Origin of the sequence: Parahaliea maris (assembly GCF_008064665.1) — a bacterium.
Lineage (GTDB): Bacteria > Pseudomonadota > Gammaproteobacteria > Pseudomonadales > Halieaceae > Parahaliea > Parahaliea maris.
In genome coordinates this window covers 587,157-604,965 of sequence record NZ_VRZA01000001.1, presented here as the reverse complement: position 1 = coordinate 604,965, position 17,809 = coordinate 587,157, and the positions used below count along the sequence as shown (strand labels likewise).

The 17,809-nt window shown below is 63.1% G+C and carries 17 protein-coding genes; 9 read left to right on the top strand and 8 right to left on the bottom strand.

The annotated features are described in order from the left end of the window. Window positions 1–68 precede the first annotated feature (68 nt). Window positions 69–1,235, top strand: coding sequence for an aromatic ring-hydroxylating dioxygenase subunit alpha (locus FV139_RS02690; RefSeq protein ID WP_148066688.1), 1,167 nt, complete (start codon window positions 69–71; stop codon window positions 1,233–1,235). Between the two features lie 60 nt (window positions 1,236–1,295). Here the strand turns inward: FV139_RS02690 and FV139_RS02685 are convergent, their stop codons facing one another. The 5 genes from FV139_RS02685 to FV139_RS02665 all read right to left on the bottom strand — a co-directional run bounded on the left by FV139_RS02685 (window position 1,296) and on the right by FV139_RS02665 (window position 5,685). Continuing rightward, window positions 1,296–1,985, bottom strand: coding sequence for a Crp/Fnr family transcriptional regulator (locus FV139_RS02685; protein WP_148066687.1), 690 nt, complete (start codon window positions 1,983–1,985; stop codon window positions 1,296–1,298). Between the two features lie 102 nt (window positions 1,986–2,087). Further along, window positions 2,088–3,059, bottom strand: coding sequence for a hypothetical protein (locus tag FV139_RS02680; RefSeq protein ID WP_148066686.1), 972 nt, complete (start codon window positions 3,057–3,059; stop codon window positions 2,088–2,090). An 85-nt stretch (window positions 3,060–3,144) separates the two neighbouring features. Beyond that, window positions 3,145–4,140 carry an alpha/beta hydrolase family protein gene (locus FV139_RS02675; RefSeq protein WP_148066685.1) on the bottom strand — a complete coding sequence of 332 codons (996 nt, stop codon included), beginning with the start codon at window positions 4,138–4,140 and terminating at the stop codon, window positions 3,145–3,147. Continuing rightward, window positions 4,140–4,952, bottom strand: a complete 813-nt coding sequence (locus FV139_RS02670) for a red chlorophyll catabolite reductase (protein ID WP_148066684.1) — start codon at window positions 4,950–4,952, stop codon at window positions 4,140–4,142. Before FV139_RS02670 ends, FV139_RS02675 begins: the two co-directional genes overlap by 1 nt. 106 nt (window positions 4,953–5,058) lie before the next feature. Then, the gene (locus FV139_RS02665; protein WP_187276366.1) at window positions 5,059–5,685 is read right to left on the bottom strand and encodes a hypothetical protein; all 627 of its coding nucleotides are present in this window, start codon (window positions 5,683–5,685) and stop codon (window positions 5,059–5,061) included. Between the two features lie 88 nt (window positions 5,686–5,773). Here FV139_RS02665 and FV139_RS02660 point away from each other — a divergent pair, with 88 nt between their 5' ends. After that, window positions 5,774–6,574 (top strand): SDR family NAD(P)-dependent oxidoreductase, encoded by an 801-nt coding sequence (locus tag FV139_RS02660; protein WP_148066683.1) that lies wholly within the window; start codon window positions 5,774–5,776, stop codon window positions 6,572–6,574. Window position 6,575: 1 nt separating this feature from the next. Here the strand turns inward: FV139_RS02660 and FV139_RS02655 are convergent, their stop codons facing one another. Both FV139_RS02655 and FV139_RS02650 read right to left on the bottom strand, forming a co-directional pair. Next, a complete protein-coding gene (locus FV139_RS02655; RefSeq protein ID WP_235898501.1) occupies window positions 6,576–7,892 on the bottom strand; it encodes an MFS transporter in 1,317 nt (438 codons plus the stop codon). A gap of 58 nt (window positions 7,893–7,950) precedes the next feature. After that, entirely contained in the window at window positions 7,951–8,613 is a 663-nt protein-coding gene (locus FV139_RS02650; RefSeq protein ID WP_148066682.1) for a hypothetical protein, read from the bottom strand. Between the two features lie 159 nt (window positions 8,614–8,772). On the opposite strand from FV139_RS02650, the gene FV139_RS02645 reads away from it, so the two are divergent. The 5 genes from FV139_RS02645 to FV139_RS02625 all read left to right on the top strand — a co-directional run bounded on the left by FV139_RS02645 (window position 8,773) and on the right by FV139_RS02625 (window position 15,281). Beyond that, window positions 8,773–10,461, top strand: a complete 1,689-nt coding sequence (locus FV139_RS02645) for a carbon-nitrogen hydrolase family protein (RefSeq protein WP_148066681.1) — start codon at window positions 8,773–8,775, stop codon at window positions 10,459–10,461. Window positions 10,462–10,558: 97 nt separating this feature from the next. Then, on the top strand, window positions 10,559–11,314 hold the full coding sequence (locus FV139_RS02640) for a hypothetical protein (protein WP_235898500.1): 756 nt from the start codon (window positions 10,559–10,561) through the stop codon (window positions 11,312–11,314). Continuing rightward, window positions 11,311–12,606 carry an acyl-CoA dehydrogenase family protein gene (locus FV139_RS02635; RefSeq protein WP_213003997.1) on the top strand — a complete coding sequence of 432 codons (1,296 nt, stop codon included), beginning with the start codon at window positions 11,311–11,313 and terminating at the stop codon, window positions 12,604–12,606. Before FV139_RS02640 ends, FV139_RS02635 begins: the two co-directional genes overlap by 4 nt. 4 nt (window positions 12,607–12,610) lie before the next feature. Then, complete coding sequence (locus FV139_RS02630; protein ID WP_235898499.1) at window positions 12,611–14,056, top strand: aldehyde dehydrogenase family protein; 1,446 nt, start codon at window positions 12,611–12,613, stop codon at window positions 14,054–14,056. A 40-nt stretch (window positions 14,057–14,096) separates the two neighbouring features. Beyond that, window positions 14,097–15,281 carry an MFS transporter gene (locus tag FV139_RS02625; protein WP_148066679.1) on the top strand — a complete coding sequence of 395 codons (1,185 nt, stop codon included), beginning with the start codon at window positions 14,097–14,099 and terminating at the stop codon, window positions 15,279–15,281. Between the two features lie 39 nt (window positions 15,282–15,320). On the opposite strand, the gene FV139_RS02620 is transcribed toward FV139_RS02625, so the two are convergent. Further along, window positions 15,321–16,259 carry a hypothetical protein gene (locus FV139_RS02620; RefSeq protein WP_148066678.1) on the bottom strand — a complete coding sequence of 313 codons (939 nt, stop codon included), beginning with the start codon at window positions 16,257–16,259 and terminating at the stop codon, window positions 15,321–15,323. Between the two features lie 22 nt (window positions 16,260–16,281). Between FV139_RS02620 and FV139_RS02615 the strand changes: the two genes are divergently transcribed. Beyond that, window positions 16,282–16,995, top strand: coding sequence for a hypothetical protein (locus FV139_RS02615; RefSeq protein ID WP_148066677.1), 714 nt, complete (start codon window positions 16,282–16,284; stop codon window positions 16,993–16,995). Window positions 16,996–16,998: 3 nt separating this feature from the next. Next, on the top strand, window positions 16,999–17,643 hold the full coding sequence (locus FV139_RS02610) for a hypothetical protein (protein WP_148066676.1): 645 nt from the start codon (window positions 16,999–17,001) through the stop codon (window positions 17,641–17,643). Window positions 17,644–17,809: the final 166 nt, after the last annotated feature.

Here is a 17,809-nt window from a genome sequence, read left to right as displayed (position 1 = left end):
GTCTGGTCCATGCTGTAATGGATTGCGTATAAGCGGTAACTTCCAGAAAGTGGTGGAGTGCAAGAAGGATGTTGACAAACCTGTGGTACGTGGCCGAGTGGTCAAACAAGGTTAAGGACAAGCCGGTAAAGGCAAAGCTGCTGGGGCAGAACTTTGTGCTGTTCCGCGACAAGGCGGGAAAAGTTCACTGCCTGAGCGATGTCTGTATTCACCGCGGCGGCTCCCTGGCGGGCGGCTGGACCACCAAGCGCGACTGCGTGGCCTGCCCCTATCACGGTTGGGAGTTCAACACGGAGGGCAAGGTTGCCTTTATCCCCTCCCGCGGCGAAGGGGCGGACATACCCGAGCGCGCGCGCATCGACAGCTACCCCACCCAGGAGCGTTACGGCATGATCTGGGTGTTCCTCGGCGACCTGCCGGAAGAGGAACGCTACCCCATCCCGCCTTTCCCTGAATACGACGATCGCCAGAACTGGCGCCCGATCTATACCCAGTTCGACTGGAAGGGCTCTGCCGACCGGGTCGTGGAGAACGGCATCGACATTGCCCATACTGCCTTTGTGCACCCCGGTTTCGGTTACCCGGAGATGGCTGACAAGAACCACATCGCCAGCATTGAACGGACCGAGAACTCCGGTTCCTCGTCCTGCGTGCTGTACCCTCCGAAGCTCGAGGGCAACCTGGGCCTGATGCGGTTCATGCGCAAGGACAAGGCGGAAACCCATGTACACCCCGGCTTCTACCTGTCGGGACACTGCGTGCGCCTGCACATCCAGGTGAACTCCTGGATGGAGATGATTATTTTCGACGCCAACACCCCGATCGACGAAAAAACGACGCGCTCGTTTGTGGTCCAGGTTCGCAACTTCTTCAAGTGGGGCATTTTTGACAGCGGCTCCGTGAAGCGCACCCAGCGCGTATTTGGCGAGGACGCCGCCATCGTTGAGGCACTGTCGCCCAACTACCTGCCCGAGTCGCTGGAAAACGAGGTGTCGGTGGAGCAGGACAAGTTCATGGGAGCCTGGCGCAGGGTGCGCAAGGTGCACATCGAAAAGGGCTGGAAGATCGATACCAAGGCGATGGAGCCCTATGCGGGCGAGAAGGTCTTCACCATTCCGTCACCTGCCCGCCGCGCCACCCCGGGTCTGCGCTGGGCGCTCGACACCGTGCCCATGGTGCCGCCGGTGCGCAAGCCGCTGGAAGAGGTCCCCGAGTCCCGGGCCGATAGCGCCTGACACCAGCGCTTTGCCGTGAAGGTGTGTCTTCAGGGGGCTCGCTGGCCAGCCCGGGCGCTGCTATTCCGACAGCGCAAGTTCCTGCAGCGCGTCCGGGTCGAGGATTTCGACGGTGTGGGCGGAGTGGATGGCGATAATGCCTTCCTGTTTCAGCTTGGTGAACGCGCGGCTGACTGTTTCGATGGTCAGCCCCAGGTAGTCGGCGATGTCCTGGCGCGTCATCACCAGTTCCACGACGCGCGTGCGGGGGCCGCTTTTGCGATTCAGTAACTGCTGGATGAGAAAGCTCACCCGCTCGTGCGCTTTTTTTTGCCCCAGGGCAAACACCTGGTCGAGAGCGTGGGCGAGGATGTTGCCGCCGATCCGGCGGACGTTGTCCTTGAGTTGGGGAATCTGCTCCTGCAGCTCCATAAAGGCGCGCATGGGAAATTCCTTGACCGTCACCGGTGTCAGGGCCGAGACCGAAAATTCGTAAAACTCGTTCTGGGCGATCCCTATAAAGTTGCCGCTGAGGGAAAAGGCCACTACCTGGCGGCGGCCCGTGGCCGAGTTACGTTCCATCATCAGCACCCCTTCTTCCACGATATACACCGAGTTGGCTTCACTGTGCTGATGCATGAGAAAGCCCCCGACGGGAATCTGCCGGCGGGAGGAAATCTGGTTGAGGCGGGTAACTTCGGATTCGGACAATCCGGTGAACAGGGTGGTCAGCGGTGTTTTGGCAAATTTGATCGCGGTGGGGAGGGTCACGAGCCGATTCTCAGTAGCTTCCAGAACCGATGGTAAACGCTTCCGGGTAGCAGGGCCAGCGCCAGCGGGTAATGAGCTGGCCCGCTCCCCCCCGGGAGTTGTTCAGTCGATGTAGTGTGCCGCCAGTACGTTCTCGCCGGGCTCCCAGCGCAGCACGCCGAAAGTCATGTACTTTGCCTGCTGCGACTCGATGAACTGCCAGGCGCAGACCATGGTGTAATCTTCGTCCACCACGGTTTCGCGGGACCACAGCCGGCAGGCCTCGCCCAGTACGTGGCGCACCGAGTACAGGTAGCGGCCGTAGGATTTGCCGTTGCCGTGCAGGTCGGGGCCGTGGAACTGGTGGTTGCCGCCGGTGCGGTTGCGCAGGGCGGTCCACTTGCGATTGATCACCCCGCTGATTTCGATGGTCTGCTCCGAGTGCAGCAGGTTGATGGGGCGGTGGTGGACGGTCACGGTAGTGGTGCCCACTCGCTCCTGGCGGTCGTTGTAGACTTCGAACTCGCCGCGGAAGACCCCTGCGTGCTTCACCGGCAGGTTGAAGGGGCGTTTGGCGTCCTTCTTCTCCTTTTCCAGGAAGGCGGCGACCCGCTCGCGGGTTTCCGGGTTGCTGTCGTGATCCTGGGTCACCACGTAGAGTCCGTTGAACACACCCGTCAGGGTGTCGCCGTCGAACAGCTGGGAGGAGTAGACCTGCAGTCCCAGCTCCGGCACGACATGGTTGACGGTGCGTAACTGGACGTTCCAGCCGGGGGAGTAATAGGAGGAGTCCACCAGCAGGCCGTAGGGTTTGCCGGAGCCGTAAAAGTCCGGGCCTGTGTAAATGCGGTCGAGATCGGAGTCGATGACGCCGAACTCCATGCGCGCGCCGATTTCGAAGCGGTCCATCAGCGGTCCGCTGGCGTCGAATCGGGTCTCCATCCAGTAGGTGGTGCGGCCGTCCTTGAACTCGCTCGAGCGGTTGACCTTGTTGTAGCCGACGTGAGTGCCATCGGCTTCGAACAGGGAGGGGCAGCCGTGCCACTCACCGGTGATTGCCTGCTGCCAGTTACTGGGCTGTTTATCCTCTGCCATGGGGGATCCTTGATTGCATAAAGGGAACAGTGACATGGTCGCCCGGGGCCGCGGCCGGGGTACTGCGAAATGTCAAAATGCCGTGCTATCGCCTGGCGTATACCTGCCAGTTGTGGCGGCTACCCAACTGGCGTTCGAGTGCGGCCACGGCACGGCTGTCGCCCAGCACGCTGCCGCGCAGGAAGCGGCTGATCGCGCACAGGAGCTGGCGGCGCAAATGCGTTCCGGGGCGCGTGGCGGCAAGGTCAATAAAGGGACGGCCCGTGGTGCTGTCTTCCGGCCAGGCCAGGGAAAAGTGGTTGGCCCCGGTGAGGATGCCCAGGTAGCTGTCGTCGCCGTGGCGTTCCAGGGCGTCCTCGAAGCTGCGCTGCACCATGGCCGTGGGGCCAAAGGCGCCGTCTTCGAGGCCGTAGCGATGCAGGCTGTTGGCGATACAGCCGTCGCGATCGCCGCCCAGCATCAGGGTGGGAACCTCTGCCGGCAGGGGAAACTGGGCCGCGGGCGGATAACCGAGCTGGCTGGCGGCGCCGGCATGGGCGCCATAGCAGAAGGTCGCCTGTAGCCCGGGCAGCCAGTCGCGGCGAGCGTTCAGCAGGGCCACGCTGCCGCCGGCGGAATGCCCGCCCAACACCAGGCGCTGGAGATCAAGCGAGCCCGCCAGCTGGCCGCTGCTGTTCAGTGCTTTCAGCATTTCGCGAATTGGCGCCAGGGTCGTGGCGGAGGGGCGGGAGCCGTAGTGCTCCGGCAGCAGTGCCTGAACATCGAGCCCCGGCGTGAGGCTGGTATAGCCCGGCATTTCCTCGGCCACCATGGACGGCAGTACGCAGACAAAGCCCTGGGCTGCCAGCGCCCTGGCCAGCCAGGCGTAGGCTTCCGGGCCGAGATTGATCCCCGGCAGGAAGATCACCACCGGGCAGGGGGCGAAGGCCGGATCCGGCGGCACGCAACCGCTATTGCGCTCTTCCAGGCTGTCGCCGTAGCGCGCGGGATAGTAGATCTTCAGGGTGGCGCGGTCGAAGGGGCCGGGCTGGCCGGGCACCGCGACCGCGCGGTAAAGCGCGCGGACCCGCCAGTTGCGCATCAGGAGAGCCCGGGGCGCGGCAGTGTGCGATTGCCTCCCCACAGGGTGGTGACCATGGTGTCGGCGATGTCCTTGCCAAACAGGCGTTCCGCCAGCACGTTGGCCGGGTCGCGTTCACAAATGGTGCGCCGGATCAGCTCATCGCGCCGGGCCAGCGCTTCACGCTCCCCGGGCGCGGTGGCCTCGGCGGCATCGACCCAGCCGAACCAGCGCTCCAGGCGTTCCAGCGCAATGGTGCGCAGGTTGGCGATGACATCGTCATCCACTTTCGCGGTATAGCACACGGCGGTGGGGGTGAGGGCTACGCGGGTGTAGAGGTCCTGGCTGATGAACGGGTTCAGACGTTCGTCTGCCTGCAGGCGCAGGTATTCCTGGTTCATTTCGGTGTAGTAGTGGTCCAGGTATTGCGGATTTTCCGCGAGGTCGCAGCGCGGCAGGTAATCCATGTACACGAAAATGTCCGGCACCGTGCCAAAGGCAAAACCGAAGTGGGGCACGCGCGACTGCGGTCCCAGGCTCAGGGTGATGTGCATGTTGGTGAACGTGGACTCGGGCGAGCCAATGTAGGAGTGAACGTACCAGTCCACTTCCGGACCGCTGTAGGTGCTCAGCGAGCCCTCCGACTCACTGCCCAGTTTGCGGTAGTCGGCAAAGCGGTCACTGCAGGGGTCGCGCTGCAGTTCAAAGCGGTCGCGAATGCGCCGGTCCATTTCACCGAGAATGTCCCACAGCTGGGAAAAGACACTGCGATTATCGACGTCGGGAGTCTGTTCCACCATGTCGGCGATGGAGGTCAGGATACGTTCACTCATGGGGTCTCACTTGTGGAGGGTGATGCAGGCGTTGTGTTGATGATAAGGCCAGGTTGATACGGCAGCTTGATATTAGTCAATCATCGAACGTCGCCCGGCAGCTACTTTAGCCCGACCAGATGGACGACTGAAAAGGTGTCTCGTGCACCGGACCGTCACTGCCCCGGGGATCCAGGGGATGGCGCCGGGTGCAACTCGGCCACAGCCGCGTGCCCCGGGCGGTGAGGGTGCGAACCGCAGCGCCGTGTCGGTAGAGCACGGTATGGCGTATCCGCTCGCCGGGTGCGGTCAGCATGATGAAGTCCGGTTCCATGTAAACGTTGGTCGCACCGTCCAGATGGCGGGCGCTGAACGTGAGAATCCCCGGGCCGCCGGACATGCCGATGTTTTCGTAGGCGCCGGGGCCGAGAGAATCGAATACCAGCAGCCCGTCGCGCATGTAGCCGGCGAAGGTTTTGACCCCGGGTTCGCGTCCGCGGATGTGGATGTTGGTCAGCTGCAGGGTCTCGCCATCGAAGTCGATGTAGACCAGGTTGTCGAAGGGGCCCGGACCTGGAGTGCCGGCGCCAGCGGCGGAGTCGTCATCCAGCCGGCTGCCATCGAGATTGAACAGTTCGATGTGATCGTGCCAGACGCCGTGCAGCTGTTGCAGGGTGTGGCCGACTGAACCCACCGGGTAGACGTGTTTGATCCGGTCGGTGGAAGAGGTTGGGAGCGAGTCGCGCTGGGTCATGGAGTCGGTACCTTCAGGCCGTGGTAAAGATAAACAGATTCAACACAGGTATGCGGGGCGCACTGGCCCCGCTCACAGGGAGACAACTATGAAAATCATCGTGATCACCGGCAGTACCCGCGGTATCGGCCTCGGGCTTGCGCGCAGTTTCCTTGCGCTGGACTGTCGGGTGGTGGTGTCCGGGCGCAGCGAGGAAGCGGTAGCCGCGCTGGTGGCGAGCCTGGGTGAAGAATTTGGCGGCGGCCGGGTGGTCGGCGCCGCCTGTGATATCACCTCCCAGGCCGACCTGGTGAAGCTCTGGCAGGTGGCTGTCGACGCATTCGGTGGCGTCGATGTGTGGATCAATAATGCCGGAGTCAGCCTGCCCCGGCTGCCTTTGTGGGAGCAGGCCCCGGAGGCCTTGCGCCAGCTTGCCGACATCAATCTGGGCGGCATGCTGCTGGCCAACCGGGTAGTGCTGGCTGGCATGGTGGAACAGGGGCATGGCCAGATCTGGAACATGGAAGGTTTTGGCAGTGGCGGTCAAACCCAGCCGGGTATGTGCGCTTACGGGGCGAGCAAACGCGCGGTGAATTACCTCAATCGCGCCCTGCAGAAAGAGGTGCGCGGTACCGGGGTGCAGGTGAATACCCTGAGTCCCGGCATCGTGGTCACGGATCTGCTGGTCGGAGACTATGACACGTCCTCCCCGCAGTGGGAGAAGAGCAAGCGTATCTTCAACATACTCGGCGACAGCGTGGAAACGGTGACACCGTGGCTGGCCAGGAAAGTGCTCGCTTCCACCCGCAGCGGGGACACCGTAGCCTGGCTCACCGGTCCCAAGGCGTTCTGGCGCTTTCTCACTGCGGGCTTCAACAAGCGCGACCTGTTTGCCGGCATGGGCATCTGATTCAGGCGGTGGCCGCCGGTGCTGGTTGTGCCTCTGGCTGCAGTCGCAGGACCAGCGCCCAGGCGCATACCAGCGCGGCCACCAGGCCAAAGAATACGAAGGGACCGGTGTTGAGCCAGTGGTCGAACAGGTAGCCGCCCACGACCGATGCGATGAGTATGCCCACGGCACCGGCCAGGGTGAAAATCCCGACCACCGAACCGCGCAGGCGATCCGGCGCCTGCTCGGCAATCAGGACGCCACTGGTGATGATACAACCCACCTCCGCCATGCCGATCAGCACCAGGCAGACGATAGCAGCGCCGCTGAAGGGGCTGTCGAGGAACCACGTGCTGCCGTAGCCCACTGCGCCGATGGCGAGGCTGATCGCCAGGGCGCTCACCCGGCGCAGGCGGTCCGACATGATCCCGAACAGGGGGGCGCTCAGCAGGGAGGCACCGTAGGAGATCGCCAGCAGGCCGCCGCCCTTGCTCACTGCTTCCGCGGAGGTCATGCCCAGTACCGACGCGCCATAGATCGAGGCCCACAGGGTGTAGAAGGTACCCACCACTGCGAGGTTGCCGCGGGCCACAAAGGAGGCGGCGTAGGCCAGGGCGATAACCGGGCGGCGGGCTTCGCCCACCCCTTCCCGCAGCTGGCGCAGCAGGGGCGGGCTCGCTTCCAGCCGCTTCGCCACGCCGCCCTTGAGTCCCAGGAACATGGCCGCAGCAATGAGCGCGACGATCACCGTCATGGTGGTATAGGTTGCCCAGGCGGCTTGTTCCGCGTTCATCCCCTGTCCCTGGTACATCGCTGGTAGTCGCAACAGGAAAAGGGCGGCAGTCATTGCACCGAGACCGTTCATGACTCCCAGCAGGCCAGTGGCCTTGCCACGACTGCTGTCACTGGCGTAGTCCGCCATCAGGGTGATCAGCATGGTACTCACTGCGGCGATGCCGGCAGAGTAGATGATGCGGGCGAACAGCAGGCCGTTGAGGTCGCGAGTCAGGCCATACAGAAAAATGCCGGCGGCGATCAGCACAAAACCGAGCCCCGTGACCCAGCGCCGGCCTATCCGGTCAGAGAGGGAGCCCCACAGTCCAACGGTGGCGATAATGACAATCTCACCCCAGAAATTGAGGTTGCCGCTGACGACGCCCTGGCGGCTGGTTTCCAGCTGCAGGACCTCATTCAGCAGGAAGGGCTGTGTCTGTGGGATAAACGTGGCGAGCATGATGGCCGCATAGCAGGACAGGTAAAAGGTCAGCATATGCCCGGTGGTAGTGCCGGGATTCAGCTGAATGCCGAGAAACGTTCGCGCCGTGCTGGCGTCAGACATGGGTGAGTCCTCTATTGGTTTTTGCGGTATACGCGGTGTCGCGTGCTCCGGTTCTGTTTCAGATGAGGTGTAAGCCCAGGGCTGCGTTGATGAACAGTCCCGCCCAGATACACCAGACCCAGGGACGACAGCGGGTGATACTGTTTTGCAGGCTCGCGTTTGCCCGCTCCAGGTCTTCGCCGGCCATGATGGCGCCAAAGGCCGGGCCAAATGGTTTCAGCTGCACCCGAATGACCAGGCCACAGCACACCATTGCGCTAAAGATGAGAAGCTTCCAGCCCAGCCAGATTCCCGCGGCTGCGATGGCGCCGGCAAAGATGCTGGCAGTCAGCCCCAGCAGGGTGAGAACCACGGCAATGCGGAACCAGAAATCGATGGCGGCGATTCGGTGGGCGAGGGCCTGGCCCTCGCGCAGGTAGATGAATAGCACCATGCCCGCCCACAGCAGAGCCGCCAGCCAGATAGCCGGGAGCGCCCAGCCCGGCAGGGCCAGCATGCCAGCGTCCGACGCCAGCTGTAGCCCGATAGGAAGGATCAGCGGCATCGCCAGCTTGGGCCCCATGTCGCAGGCGAGCATGATGCCGAGGGCCGTGGCGCGCGCCTGGGGCCCGAGGTCGGTGCGCATCACCTGGCGGCTGGCCAGGAAGGTGCCGAGGTCGCCGCCCAGCCAGTACACAAAGGCGATCAGGTGGGCAAATTTGAGCGCGAGGTAGGTGCTCATGAATCTGTGCTCCGGGCTTGGCAAAAATCAAAAAATCGGCGGCTTCTGTTGCTACGATAGGTCAGTTCCATCGTCGCGGCTTCGCTGCGCGCCAATGAGCACATCCTGCTTGGCTCAGGGAGGTGGAGCTTTGATATTTATCAGCGTCGGGATCAATTTATGAAGCAGAGCGTGCGTGTCGCCGCAGCCCAGTTCCACGTCGGCGACGATATCGCCGCCAATCTTGCCACCTGTCTGCGGATGCTCGATGAGGCCGCCGGCTGCCGGCCAGACCTGATCGTGCTGCCGGAGTTCTGTAATCACCTGTCGTGGTACGAGAGCAGGGAGCACTGCTACGAAGTCGCGGTCAGCCTCGATGGCGAGTTTCTCGCTGCCATCGCTGCCAAGGCCGCAGGGCTCGGCGTTTATGTGGCCGTCAATTGCACGGTGAAGCGCCCCGGCGGCACCGCCACCGGCTCCAGCCTGCTTTACTCACCGCAGGGAGAGCTGCTGGCGGACAACACCAAGCAGATCTACATCGGTCACGAGAATGACTTCCTCGAAAAGTCCGAACAGCCCGGGCCTGTCGTCAGCACCCCGCTGGGTCAGCTGGGCCTTTACGCCTGCATGGACGGAGTTATCTGTGAAACCCCGCGCACCCTGGCCCTGAACGGCGCCCAGGTAATGCTCAACAGCTTCAATTCGTTCGCTTCGGACGAGGGTTCGCTGCATGTGCCGGTGCGGGCCGCAGAGAACAAGGTGTACGTAGTCGCCGCCAACAAGGTGGGCCCCCTGGTGCCTGAGGCGATACTTGAAGGCGTGAGCGCTGCGACAGGCATTCCGCCGCGCTTTCTTTGTGGAGCTGGCGAGAGTCAAATTGTCGCGCCCGACGGCGAGGTGCTGGCCATTGCCTCCATGGATACGGAAGAAATTATCTTTGCCGATATTGAGCCGGCACGTTCCGATGACAAGCGGCGGCCGGATGGCACCGATATTTTCCGCAGTCGTCGGCCGGAGCTCTACAGCGCCATTACCGCAGACACGGCAGGGCAGCCGCTACCGCCAATGGTCGGTGCCCGGGAACTGCCGGTGGCCTTGCTGCAGGTCTCCGGGATGCCGGACGCGAACACGCTCGGCGCTGAGGTGGCTTCCGCGGTAGCTGGAGGTGCGCGGCTTGTACTGTTGCCGCCCCTGGTCCCGGCCGGCATGTCTCCGGAGCAGGCCTGTGCCGCTGCAGAGCCGCTGCTCGAGGCGATACGCGCCAATGCCGGCAGCGCCTGCGTCGCCACCGCGGTGTGGCTGCGCACCGCGGCCGGACTGCAGCACTGTGCGGTGCTGGTGGATGCAGTCGGCTTGGCGCTGGTGCAGCCCCAGGTGCATTCCTCGCAACGTTTCGCTGACTCGGCTCCCCATGCCCAATTCAGCAGTCTCGAAATCCCCGGGGCTAGAGTAGCGGTGCTCACCAGCGACGATACGCTTTACCCGGAAACTTTTCGCCTGCTGGCCCTGCAGGGCGTGGAGGTGGTGCTGGTTCCGCTGGCGCCGCTGGAAGCCTGGGAATTGCGTACCGGGCTGGTAGAGCGCGCTGCGGAAAACCGGATCAATCTACTGGCCTGCGTGGCTGATGCCTCACTCGGTGGCAGTCTCGCCTGTAACCTGCAAACGGATTTCACCGTACTGACCGAATGGCGGGAGCGGGAGTTTGACGGCCTGTTGAGCCAGCCCGAGTTGACGCGTCTGCCGCCCGGGCCCGGTATCTATCGGTTGACACTGCGGCCTGCCAATGCGTCCAACAAGGTTGTGTCCGCCAATACCGACCTGCTGGCAGATCGCCCCTGGCGGGCCAGTGCGGTCATAAGCCGGCTGTAGGTCGCGGCATTTTGCCTTTTATCAAGATGATTCAGCCGCGGGGCCTGCACACTGACCCCCGATGATACTTGCACTGCCTGTTTGATTGGAGCGCGCTATGACGGACCTGGAGCAGTCCCTGCCGGGAACCCTTTTTAACCACACGCTGGATGCCATCATTTCCCGGTTCGACCTGCAGGAGCAGCTGAATCCCGAGGGAGGTCCCTGGCTGAGTTTTGAAAGCCAGTTGCCCATGGTGCAGGGCCGCGTGGGTTGCAGCCGGGTGTTCACTGGTGGGCCGCTGTTCCGGCTGGTTTCCTGCTCCCTCACCGCAGCGCCAATGCATCTGGATTCCCATATGCTGTTCGCCTTCACACCGGGTGTGTCCGCGGTACCCCATTTCACCCTGGACTCGGTCAAGGCGGGTGAGCACTTTGCATTCCACCTGGATTTGATTCCGCGCATGGATCTGGGCTCCAACCTGGTCTACATGGACGAGGTGTTCCTGCCGCTGACGGGTGTCTTCGAGGAGGCCCGGGACATGCCGGGTCTCGCTCGCGCTCACCTCTCGCCGCGACAACTGGCCATCATGTCGCCATGGATGCTCGCCCATCGCGCGGATGAATCGGCTTTTCGGGGTATCGAGGAAACCGTACAAGCCTACTTGCAGCACTGGTTCTCGGTAGTCGAGTCGGGCATTTCCGACAACGCCTTCGGTGGTATAAGCGGCGCGGCGCTGCAGCAGCGTAACCTGGCCAACAAGGCAATGCTGTTCAGCCCGGAGGTTGACCCGGTCTGGCAGCGTATCGAAGGATTGATTGGCGCCGACGCGGTTGCCGCCCAGCGCGCGCTGCTACTGGGAGAAGACGAATGACAACGCAGGCGAATATCGAAGCGGCGTGCTTGACGGGCGAGTATCTGGTTGAGCATATGACCTCCGCCGAAAAGTCTCGCGCCCAACGGGTGGAGTCGGTGCTGCCTGCACTGCGGGCCCAGGCGGCCATGGTGGATGCGCAGGGCGCGTTTCACCGACCTCACGTGCAGACTCTGTCCGAAGCGGGTTTGTTGGGGTTGATCGTGCCGGAACAGTACGGTGGCCTTGGCGGAGGGTTGCGCGATCTCTGCGCTGCGACCTTCGCCCTGGCGACTGCCTGTCCATCCACGGCGCTGACCTACTTTTTCCACTGCAGTTCGGCATCGCGGGGATTACTGGCACTGGAGGCAATTGACGCTGGCCTGATCAGCGAAGAGGAGCAACCGGCTGTCCGTGCGTTTGCCGGGCAGGTATTGACCACCATGGGGCGCGGCCAGTGGTTGGCGAATTTTGCCAGCGAGTCGGTCAAGTCGGAAAAAGCGGCAGTGACCATCAGCACCCGGGCCAGCAGGGTCGAGGGCGGCTACCGGCTCAATGGCGTGAAGTCCTTTGGCTGCGCCACGGGGGTAGCGGACCGCTACCTGGTTACCGCGAGCCTGGAGGGTTACGACACGGCCGAGGGGCTGTGCACGTTCTTCGTCGAACGCGATGCCCCCGGGGTCAGCGAGCGCAGCCAGTGGGATGCCATAGGCATGCGCGGTACCGCAACGCATGGCATTGTGCTGGAGAATGTCTTCGTGGCTGAAACCGAAGCCATGGCACTGCCCGGCGTTTTTACCCGCTGTATGCAGGTCAGTCGTGGCTCTTTTGTCGGCAACCAGGTGGCGGGCGTCAGCTGCTACCTCGGCGCTGCCTGGTCCCTGTACCAGTACACCATTGACCACCTGCGCAGCAAGCGCTTCGCCGACACCGACAAGTCGGTGGGTACCGCACCCTACCAGCAGGTGCTGATCGGAGACATGCTGACGGACCTGGAGACGGCGATGTTGTGGCTGCGTCGGCAGATCGAGATAGAAAGTCAGGAACCGCCCCCCCTGTCCAAGCAGGAAGTCGTGCAACGCTGGCGCCTGTGCAAGGGAGCTGTTGCGGAAGCTGCATTCCGGGTAGGTACGGCGTCCCTCAAGGCCTGTGGTACTGGCGGGACGACCAACGCCGGTGTGCCGGCGAGGGCGCTGCGCGACCTGGCCATGGGGCTGGTGCAGGCGTTCCCCGCGGAACGCGGCCGGTTGATGGCCGCGCAGATGGAAATCGAGGGGCGGGAGCAGGCTTCCTTTGGCGCCAGGTCGGGTTGATCCTGTGACAGCACCCGTTTCCCGTGTCCCGATGTGGCTCGGCGGCGAGCCTGTGGCGGCGCAAACTGACGCGTGGTTTGATGTGCTGGCGCCGGCCGATGGCACCGTACTGGCCCAGGTGCCGAGAGCCGGTCGCGAGGATGTCGATGCTGCCGTCACCGTGGCACGCCAGGGTTTTTTCACCTGGTCGGGCCAGGCACCCGCAGCCCGCGAGGCGGTGTTGCTGAAGGCCGCTGAGTTGATGGCGGGAGAGGGCGGCGCGCGATTCCTCGATACGCTGATCGACGAAAGCGGCAGTGTGATTGCCAAGGCGCGCAATGAAATCCGTTACTCAGTGGACTTGCTGCGCACCGCCGCCGGCGAGTGCCGGCGCCTGTACGGTGATACCTTCCCGAATGACAATCCCGAACGCCTGTCCATGGTGTTCAGGGAGCCGCTTGGCGTGGTGGGGGTGGTGTCGCCCTACAACGCACCGCTCTCCCTGCTGGTGAAAATGACTGCATTTCCCCTGGCGGCGGGTAACGCGGTGGTGATCAAGCCCTCGGAGGAAACTCCTCTTACGGCACTGGCTTTTGGTCAGTTGCTGCTGGATGCGGGGTTGCCGCCACAGGCCTTGTCGGTGCTCACCGGCTTCGGGGGCGAGTGTGGTGCGCCGCTGTCCGGGCATCCGGGTCTGGATTGTATTGCCCTTACCGGGTCGACCCATACCGGCATCGCTGTGGGTAAGGCGGCGATGGAGCATATGCGTCGCTGCCAGTTGGAGCTGGGGGGCAAGAGTGCCCTGCTGGTACTGGCCGACGCCGACCCCGAGGAGGCGGCCGCGATTGCCGCTGACGGGATATTTACCCATGCCGGCCAGATCTGTATGGCGAATTCGCGCATCGTCGTGGAAGCGCCGGTTTTTCGTGATTTTACTGCCGCCCTCGTGCGTCGTGCCGAGGCACTGCATCTGGGGGATTTACGCGATGAAAATAGCCGCTACGGGCCCCTGATCAATAGGGCGGCCCTCGACAAGGCGTTGGCGCAGGTGGCCGACGCGGTGGCGCGTGGCGCGACGCTGTTGACCGGCGGCGAGGCCTTGCATGGACTGACCATGAAGCCCACCGTGGTCGAGGCGCCGCCGCTGGACTGTGCACTGTGGCGTGAGGAAACCTTTGCTCCCGTCGTATCAGTGGTCAGTGCAGAGAACCTGGACGAAGCCATCGAGCTGGCCAACGACAGCGCCTACGGCTTGTCGGCAGCGGTGCTCACCCACCATCTCCAGCGCGGTCTCGCGGCGGCGCGACGTTTGCGCAGCGGGGCAGTACATATCGGTATGCACGCCTTTCAGAGCAATGCCCTGGCACCCATCGGGGGGCTGGGACTATCCGGGCTCGGTCGCAGCGGGGGCCGCTACAGCACTGAAGAATTCACCGAACTGAAATGGATCAGTGTGGAAGCGCCCGCCTGATTGACTGAAAAGCGCCTGAGCACCAGAGGAGCCTGCCGGCATGCTGATCATCTTTCTCGTCATCGTGCTGGACCTGGTCGGTTTCGGTATCATGGTGCCGATTCTCGCCTATTACGTTGTGCAACTGGGGGGTGGCCCGGAACTGGCAACCCTGTGCATGGCGCTCTATGCGCTGGGCATGCTGCTGGCCACGCCGATTCTCGGGCGCCTGTCCGACCTGCACGGGCGCAAGCCGGTGCTGGTGCTCTCCATGCTGGGAGCAATCGCCGGCTACCTGATGCTGGGCTTCGCGGAGTCGATCTGGGTGGTCGCACTCTCACGTCTGCTGGCCGGGCTGATGGCGGGCAATATCGCTGCAGCCCAGGCCTATATCACCGATATTACGACGGAGGCTGATCGCGCCAGGGGAATGGGGCTGATTGGCGCCGGGTTCGGGATCGGCTTTATTCTCGGGCCGGCGCTGGGAAGCTGGCTGGCCGGTGACGATTTTGCCACGGCCAATTTGCTGACACCGGCCCTGCTGTCCGCCGTGCTCGCTACCGCCGCCATGCTGGCGGTGTTGTTCCTGCTGCCGGAGAGCCTGGATCCTGAACACCGTGCGGCGGCACGCGCCGCCCCGCGTGTCGGGCGCCTGCGTGCGGCGCGTTTGCTCTGGTCCCGGGCACTGGTGCCACAGTTTCTAGTTGGCGTGCTGGTCTACAACCTCGGCGCCGGCATGGCCGAAGCCATTTATCCCCTGTGGGTACGCGACACCGGCATTGCCGCGGGCCCGCGGGACCTGACACCGCTGCTGCTGGTTGGTGGTCTGGTGTTGTCCCTGATACAGGGTGGCCTGATCGGCCCCCTGACCCTGCGCTTTGGTGAGCAGCGCCTGTTTCAATGGGGTGCGGTACTGTTTTCGCTGGCGATGCTGGCCACCGTCGTGGCTGGCAGCCATTCCAGTTATTACGGTGCCATGGGGGCTATCGTGCTGCAGTCGATTGCCTCTGCGCTGGTACTGACCTCCATGCAGAGTCTGGTTTCACGGCTGGCAGGGCCGCAGGAACGGGGTTTATTGCTGGGGGTGTACTCCTCGGCAGGTACTCTGGGAAGGGGGGTTGGAACGCTGGTTACCGGGGTGCTGTTTGTGCAGCTGGGAACGCAGGGGCCCTATTGGGCGGCGTCCCTGGCCATGCTGGTACTGGCCTTTATCGCTCGCAACGTCGCGAAGGCGCGGGCAGCCTAGGTGCTGGATTCCAGGCTGCTCCGGGTGCCGGGGTTGTGGCTAGCGAGTAGCCCGGGCGCGACCGGTCCGCTCGTCGATAGGTGTTGTCCACAGCAGGCGAATGCAGAAGATGTAGAGCAGCAGGACCACCGTCATTGCGATGGGGTGCTGGTCTGCCCGGAGATAGAACTCGTACAGTACTTCGTAGAAGGCAAAGGTCTCCGGAATGAACCAGGCAACGCCAACTGCGCCGATCCCGTAGCGAATCGCCAGGCCAGCTTCGCGCTGCTGGGTGCACTTGTACAGCAGGTAAAGGCCCCACAGCGACACCAGGGCACACAGGCTGTAGGTAACCGGGTGGTAGAGGCCGAACAGGCGTGGATCGATGATTGTGGTCATCAATGCGTACATGAACCAGGTCACGGCAAAGTACTCGAAGGCAGCGACCCGGGCCACATTGGGGCGATAGCCCTGGGTGGGTTTGCCGACGGTGTCGGCGAGGCCGATGCGACGGCGCACCCACAGCAGCATGCGGCAGCGTACATCCTTGTTCAGCATCAGGAAGAACATCAGGACGATGCAGTACAGTCCGCTCATCTCCAGAAAAATATGTTCGCCGAGCAGGCCAGCCATCACATTGCCCGTTTCCGGTATGGCGGCGGGAATCTGTGCCAGGCGCGCCATGGTAGGGTTGTAGGACTCAAACCAGGACATCCAGACCAGTACCGCTCCCAGATAGCCCAGCATCGACCCCTTCACCTCATCCTTACCCATGCCGCGCAGCACGAGCCAGACGCCGAAACAGCCGATAAGGCCGGGAACGACATATTTCCAGGGCTCAGGAAGCACGTAGATGGTGATGCCGGTGTAGGTATGCGCCAGCATTTTTTCGCAGAACATCATGGTGACGATCAGCAAGCCGAGTACCGGGGCCCGGCGCAGGGCCGCAAAGCGATCGGTCGTTTGCGGTGTTGTCAGGGTGGCGGCAGGACTGGACATGGGGGCTCCGTGGTAGGCAGTCGTGAGCGCGGAAGAGTATATCAGCGCCGCCCTGCATCGATTGATAAAGCGCAAGGAGCCTGAATTGTCGTCTGATGGGTTTTTCCTGTTTGCCGCACTGCATATGCTGATGCTCGCCCTGACCTTCGGCGCGCGCTTTGCCCCAGGCTGGCCTCTGGCCTTCCTGCGGGTGTTGTTGCTGTCACTGGCGACGGATAACACCGTCGTGGCGCTGGGAGCGGTCAGCCTCGAGGCGCCATGGTACGAGTTGCTCACCCGGCTGCGCTACGCCTTGCACGCCCTGGTACTGCCGGGGCTGTCGCTCTACGGCCTGGCATTGCCCGGGCCGCAGAAGCCAGCAATATGGCGGGCGGTAGTGTGGCCGCTGGCGCTGGGCTGCCTGCTCTATGGTGCCTGGCATGAGATTGTCGAGCTTGTCCTGCAGCCGGCAGGCGCTGGCCAGGTGCCGAGACTGGTGAGTACGCAGCCTGGTCCACCCTGGGCAACCGTGGTCGGCAATCTGGTATTTCTCGTGCTGAGTGGGGCTTGCTGGTATCGCAGGGGGTGGCCGTGGGCGTTTGTCGGTGGCCTGGTCATCCTGCTGGTTAATGGTGCTCTCGCAGGCAGTGCGTTGGCGCTGCCGGCCGGCGCCCTGGCAGAGCTCCAGTTTCTTTTGTTGCTGCTGTGGACCGAATCACGGCGTCCGTTCTTTACCCAACACGCTTTATCGAGGTAATTCATGGCTTTTATACACCGCGTTGTTCCCCTGCTGGGGATCCTTTCCTCCCTGTCACCGATGGCGCACGCTGCGCCCCTGTCGCTCAGCGACGACAACGTGTGTGCCTGGACGCTGCAGCAGGTGACCGGCAGTGAACTCGAAGCAGAGACGGTCGTGTTCGACAGCTACGATGAGTTTGGCGGCACCAAGGCCGAGGCATCACCCCTTCGGGTCAAGCAGTTCCGCTCTCCCGAGGGCGGGCCGGCACGTTCGGTTGCGTGCAAACTGAGTAGTGTCGAGGGACTGATCGAGAAAGCAGGAGTTGACCCGGCCCTGCTTGGCACTCAGCAGAGCTGTCGCGTAGCGCACCAGCGCATGCTGGATTCCATTTATCAGGCCCTGCCGCCAGCTGAGCGTCGGCTCAGTCCCGGCGATTTCGTGCTGGAAGAAGATGAAACCGCCTGGACCGGCCCAACGTGGCTGCGTCCCAACCCTTACCCGGCCCTCGTACCCCTGCCCGACGGACGTTACAGCCTGCGCGCCAAATCCCTGGCAGTGGTCAATGAGTGGTACGTCCCTCTGCCGAGCTCCATCAAGGGGGTTCATTACTGTACGTTGGTGGCACCGGAGTACCTGCGGGCAGTCTTGCGTGGGGATCGGCAGTGATCCCCAGAGCCTTTGATCAGAGATTTGATTTTTGTCATGAGTGCCCGTCAGCCAAATCGATATACATACGCTACCGAGAAGAACTTTGGCGCAGCAAAGTGATACGCAGCGCAAGGCAAAGTGGATCAGGTAATGGGACAGCGGACCGCAAGCGCCCCTGACCAGA

Excerpts from the sequence above, each read along its gene's own strand:
- FV139_RS02690 (WP_148066688.1), top strand. The coding sequence starts at position 69 with ATGTTGACAAACCTGTGGTACGTGGCCGAGTGGTCAAACAAGGTTAAG.
- FV139_RS02680 (WP_148066686.1), bottom strand. The coding sequence starts at position 3,059 with ATGGCAGAGGATAAACAGCCCAGTAACTGGCAGCAGGCAATCACCGGT.
- FV139_RS02675 (WP_148066685.1), bottom strand. The coding sequence starts at position 4,140 with ATGCGCAACTGGCGGGTCCGCGCGCTTTACCGCGCGGTCGCGGTGCCC.
- FV139_RS02670 (WP_148066684.1), bottom strand. The coding sequence starts at position 4,952 with ATGAGTGAACGTATCCTGACCTCCATCGCCGACATGGTGGAACAGACT.
- FV139_RS02665 (WP_187276366.1), bottom strand. The coding sequence starts at position 5,685 with ATGACCCAGCGCGACTCGCTCCCAACCTCTTCCACCGACCGGATCAAA.
- FV139_RS02660 (WP_148066683.1), top strand. The coding sequence starts at position 5,774 with ATGAAAATCATCGTGATCACCGGCAGTACCCGCGGTATCGGCCTCGGG.
- FV139_RS02655 (WP_235898501.1), bottom strand. The coding sequence starts at position 7,892 with ATGTCTGACGCCAGCACGGCGCGAACGTTTCTCGGCATTCAGCTGAAT.
- FV139_RS02650 (WP_148066682.1), bottom strand. The coding sequence starts at position 8,613 with ATGAGCACCTACCTCGCGCTCAAATTTGCCCACCTGATCGCCTTTGTG.
- FV139_RS02645 (WP_148066681.1), top strand. The coding sequence starts at position 8,773 with ATGAAGCAGAGCGTGCGTGTCGCCGCAGCCCAGTTCCACGTCGGCGAC.
- FV139_RS02640 (WP_235898500.1), top strand. The coding sequence starts at position 10,559 with ATGACGGACCTGGAGCAGTCCCTGCCGGGAACCCTTTTTAACCACACG.
- FV139_RS02635 (WP_213003997.1), top strand. The coding sequence starts at position 11,311 with ATGACAACGCAGGCGAATATCGAAGCGGCGTGCTTGACGGGCGAGTAT.
- FV139_RS02625 (WP_148066679.1), top strand. The coding sequence starts at position 14,097 with ATGCTGATCATCTTTCTCGTCATCGTGCTGGACCTGGTCGGTTTCGGT.
- FV139_RS02620 (WP_148066678.1), bottom strand. The coding sequence starts at position 16,259 with ATGTCCAGTCCTGCCGCCACCCTGACAACACCGCAAACGACCGATCGC.
- FV139_RS02610 (WP_148066676.1), top strand. The coding sequence starts at position 16,999 with ATGGCTTTTATACACCGCGTTGTTCCCCTGCTGGGGATCCTTTCCTCC.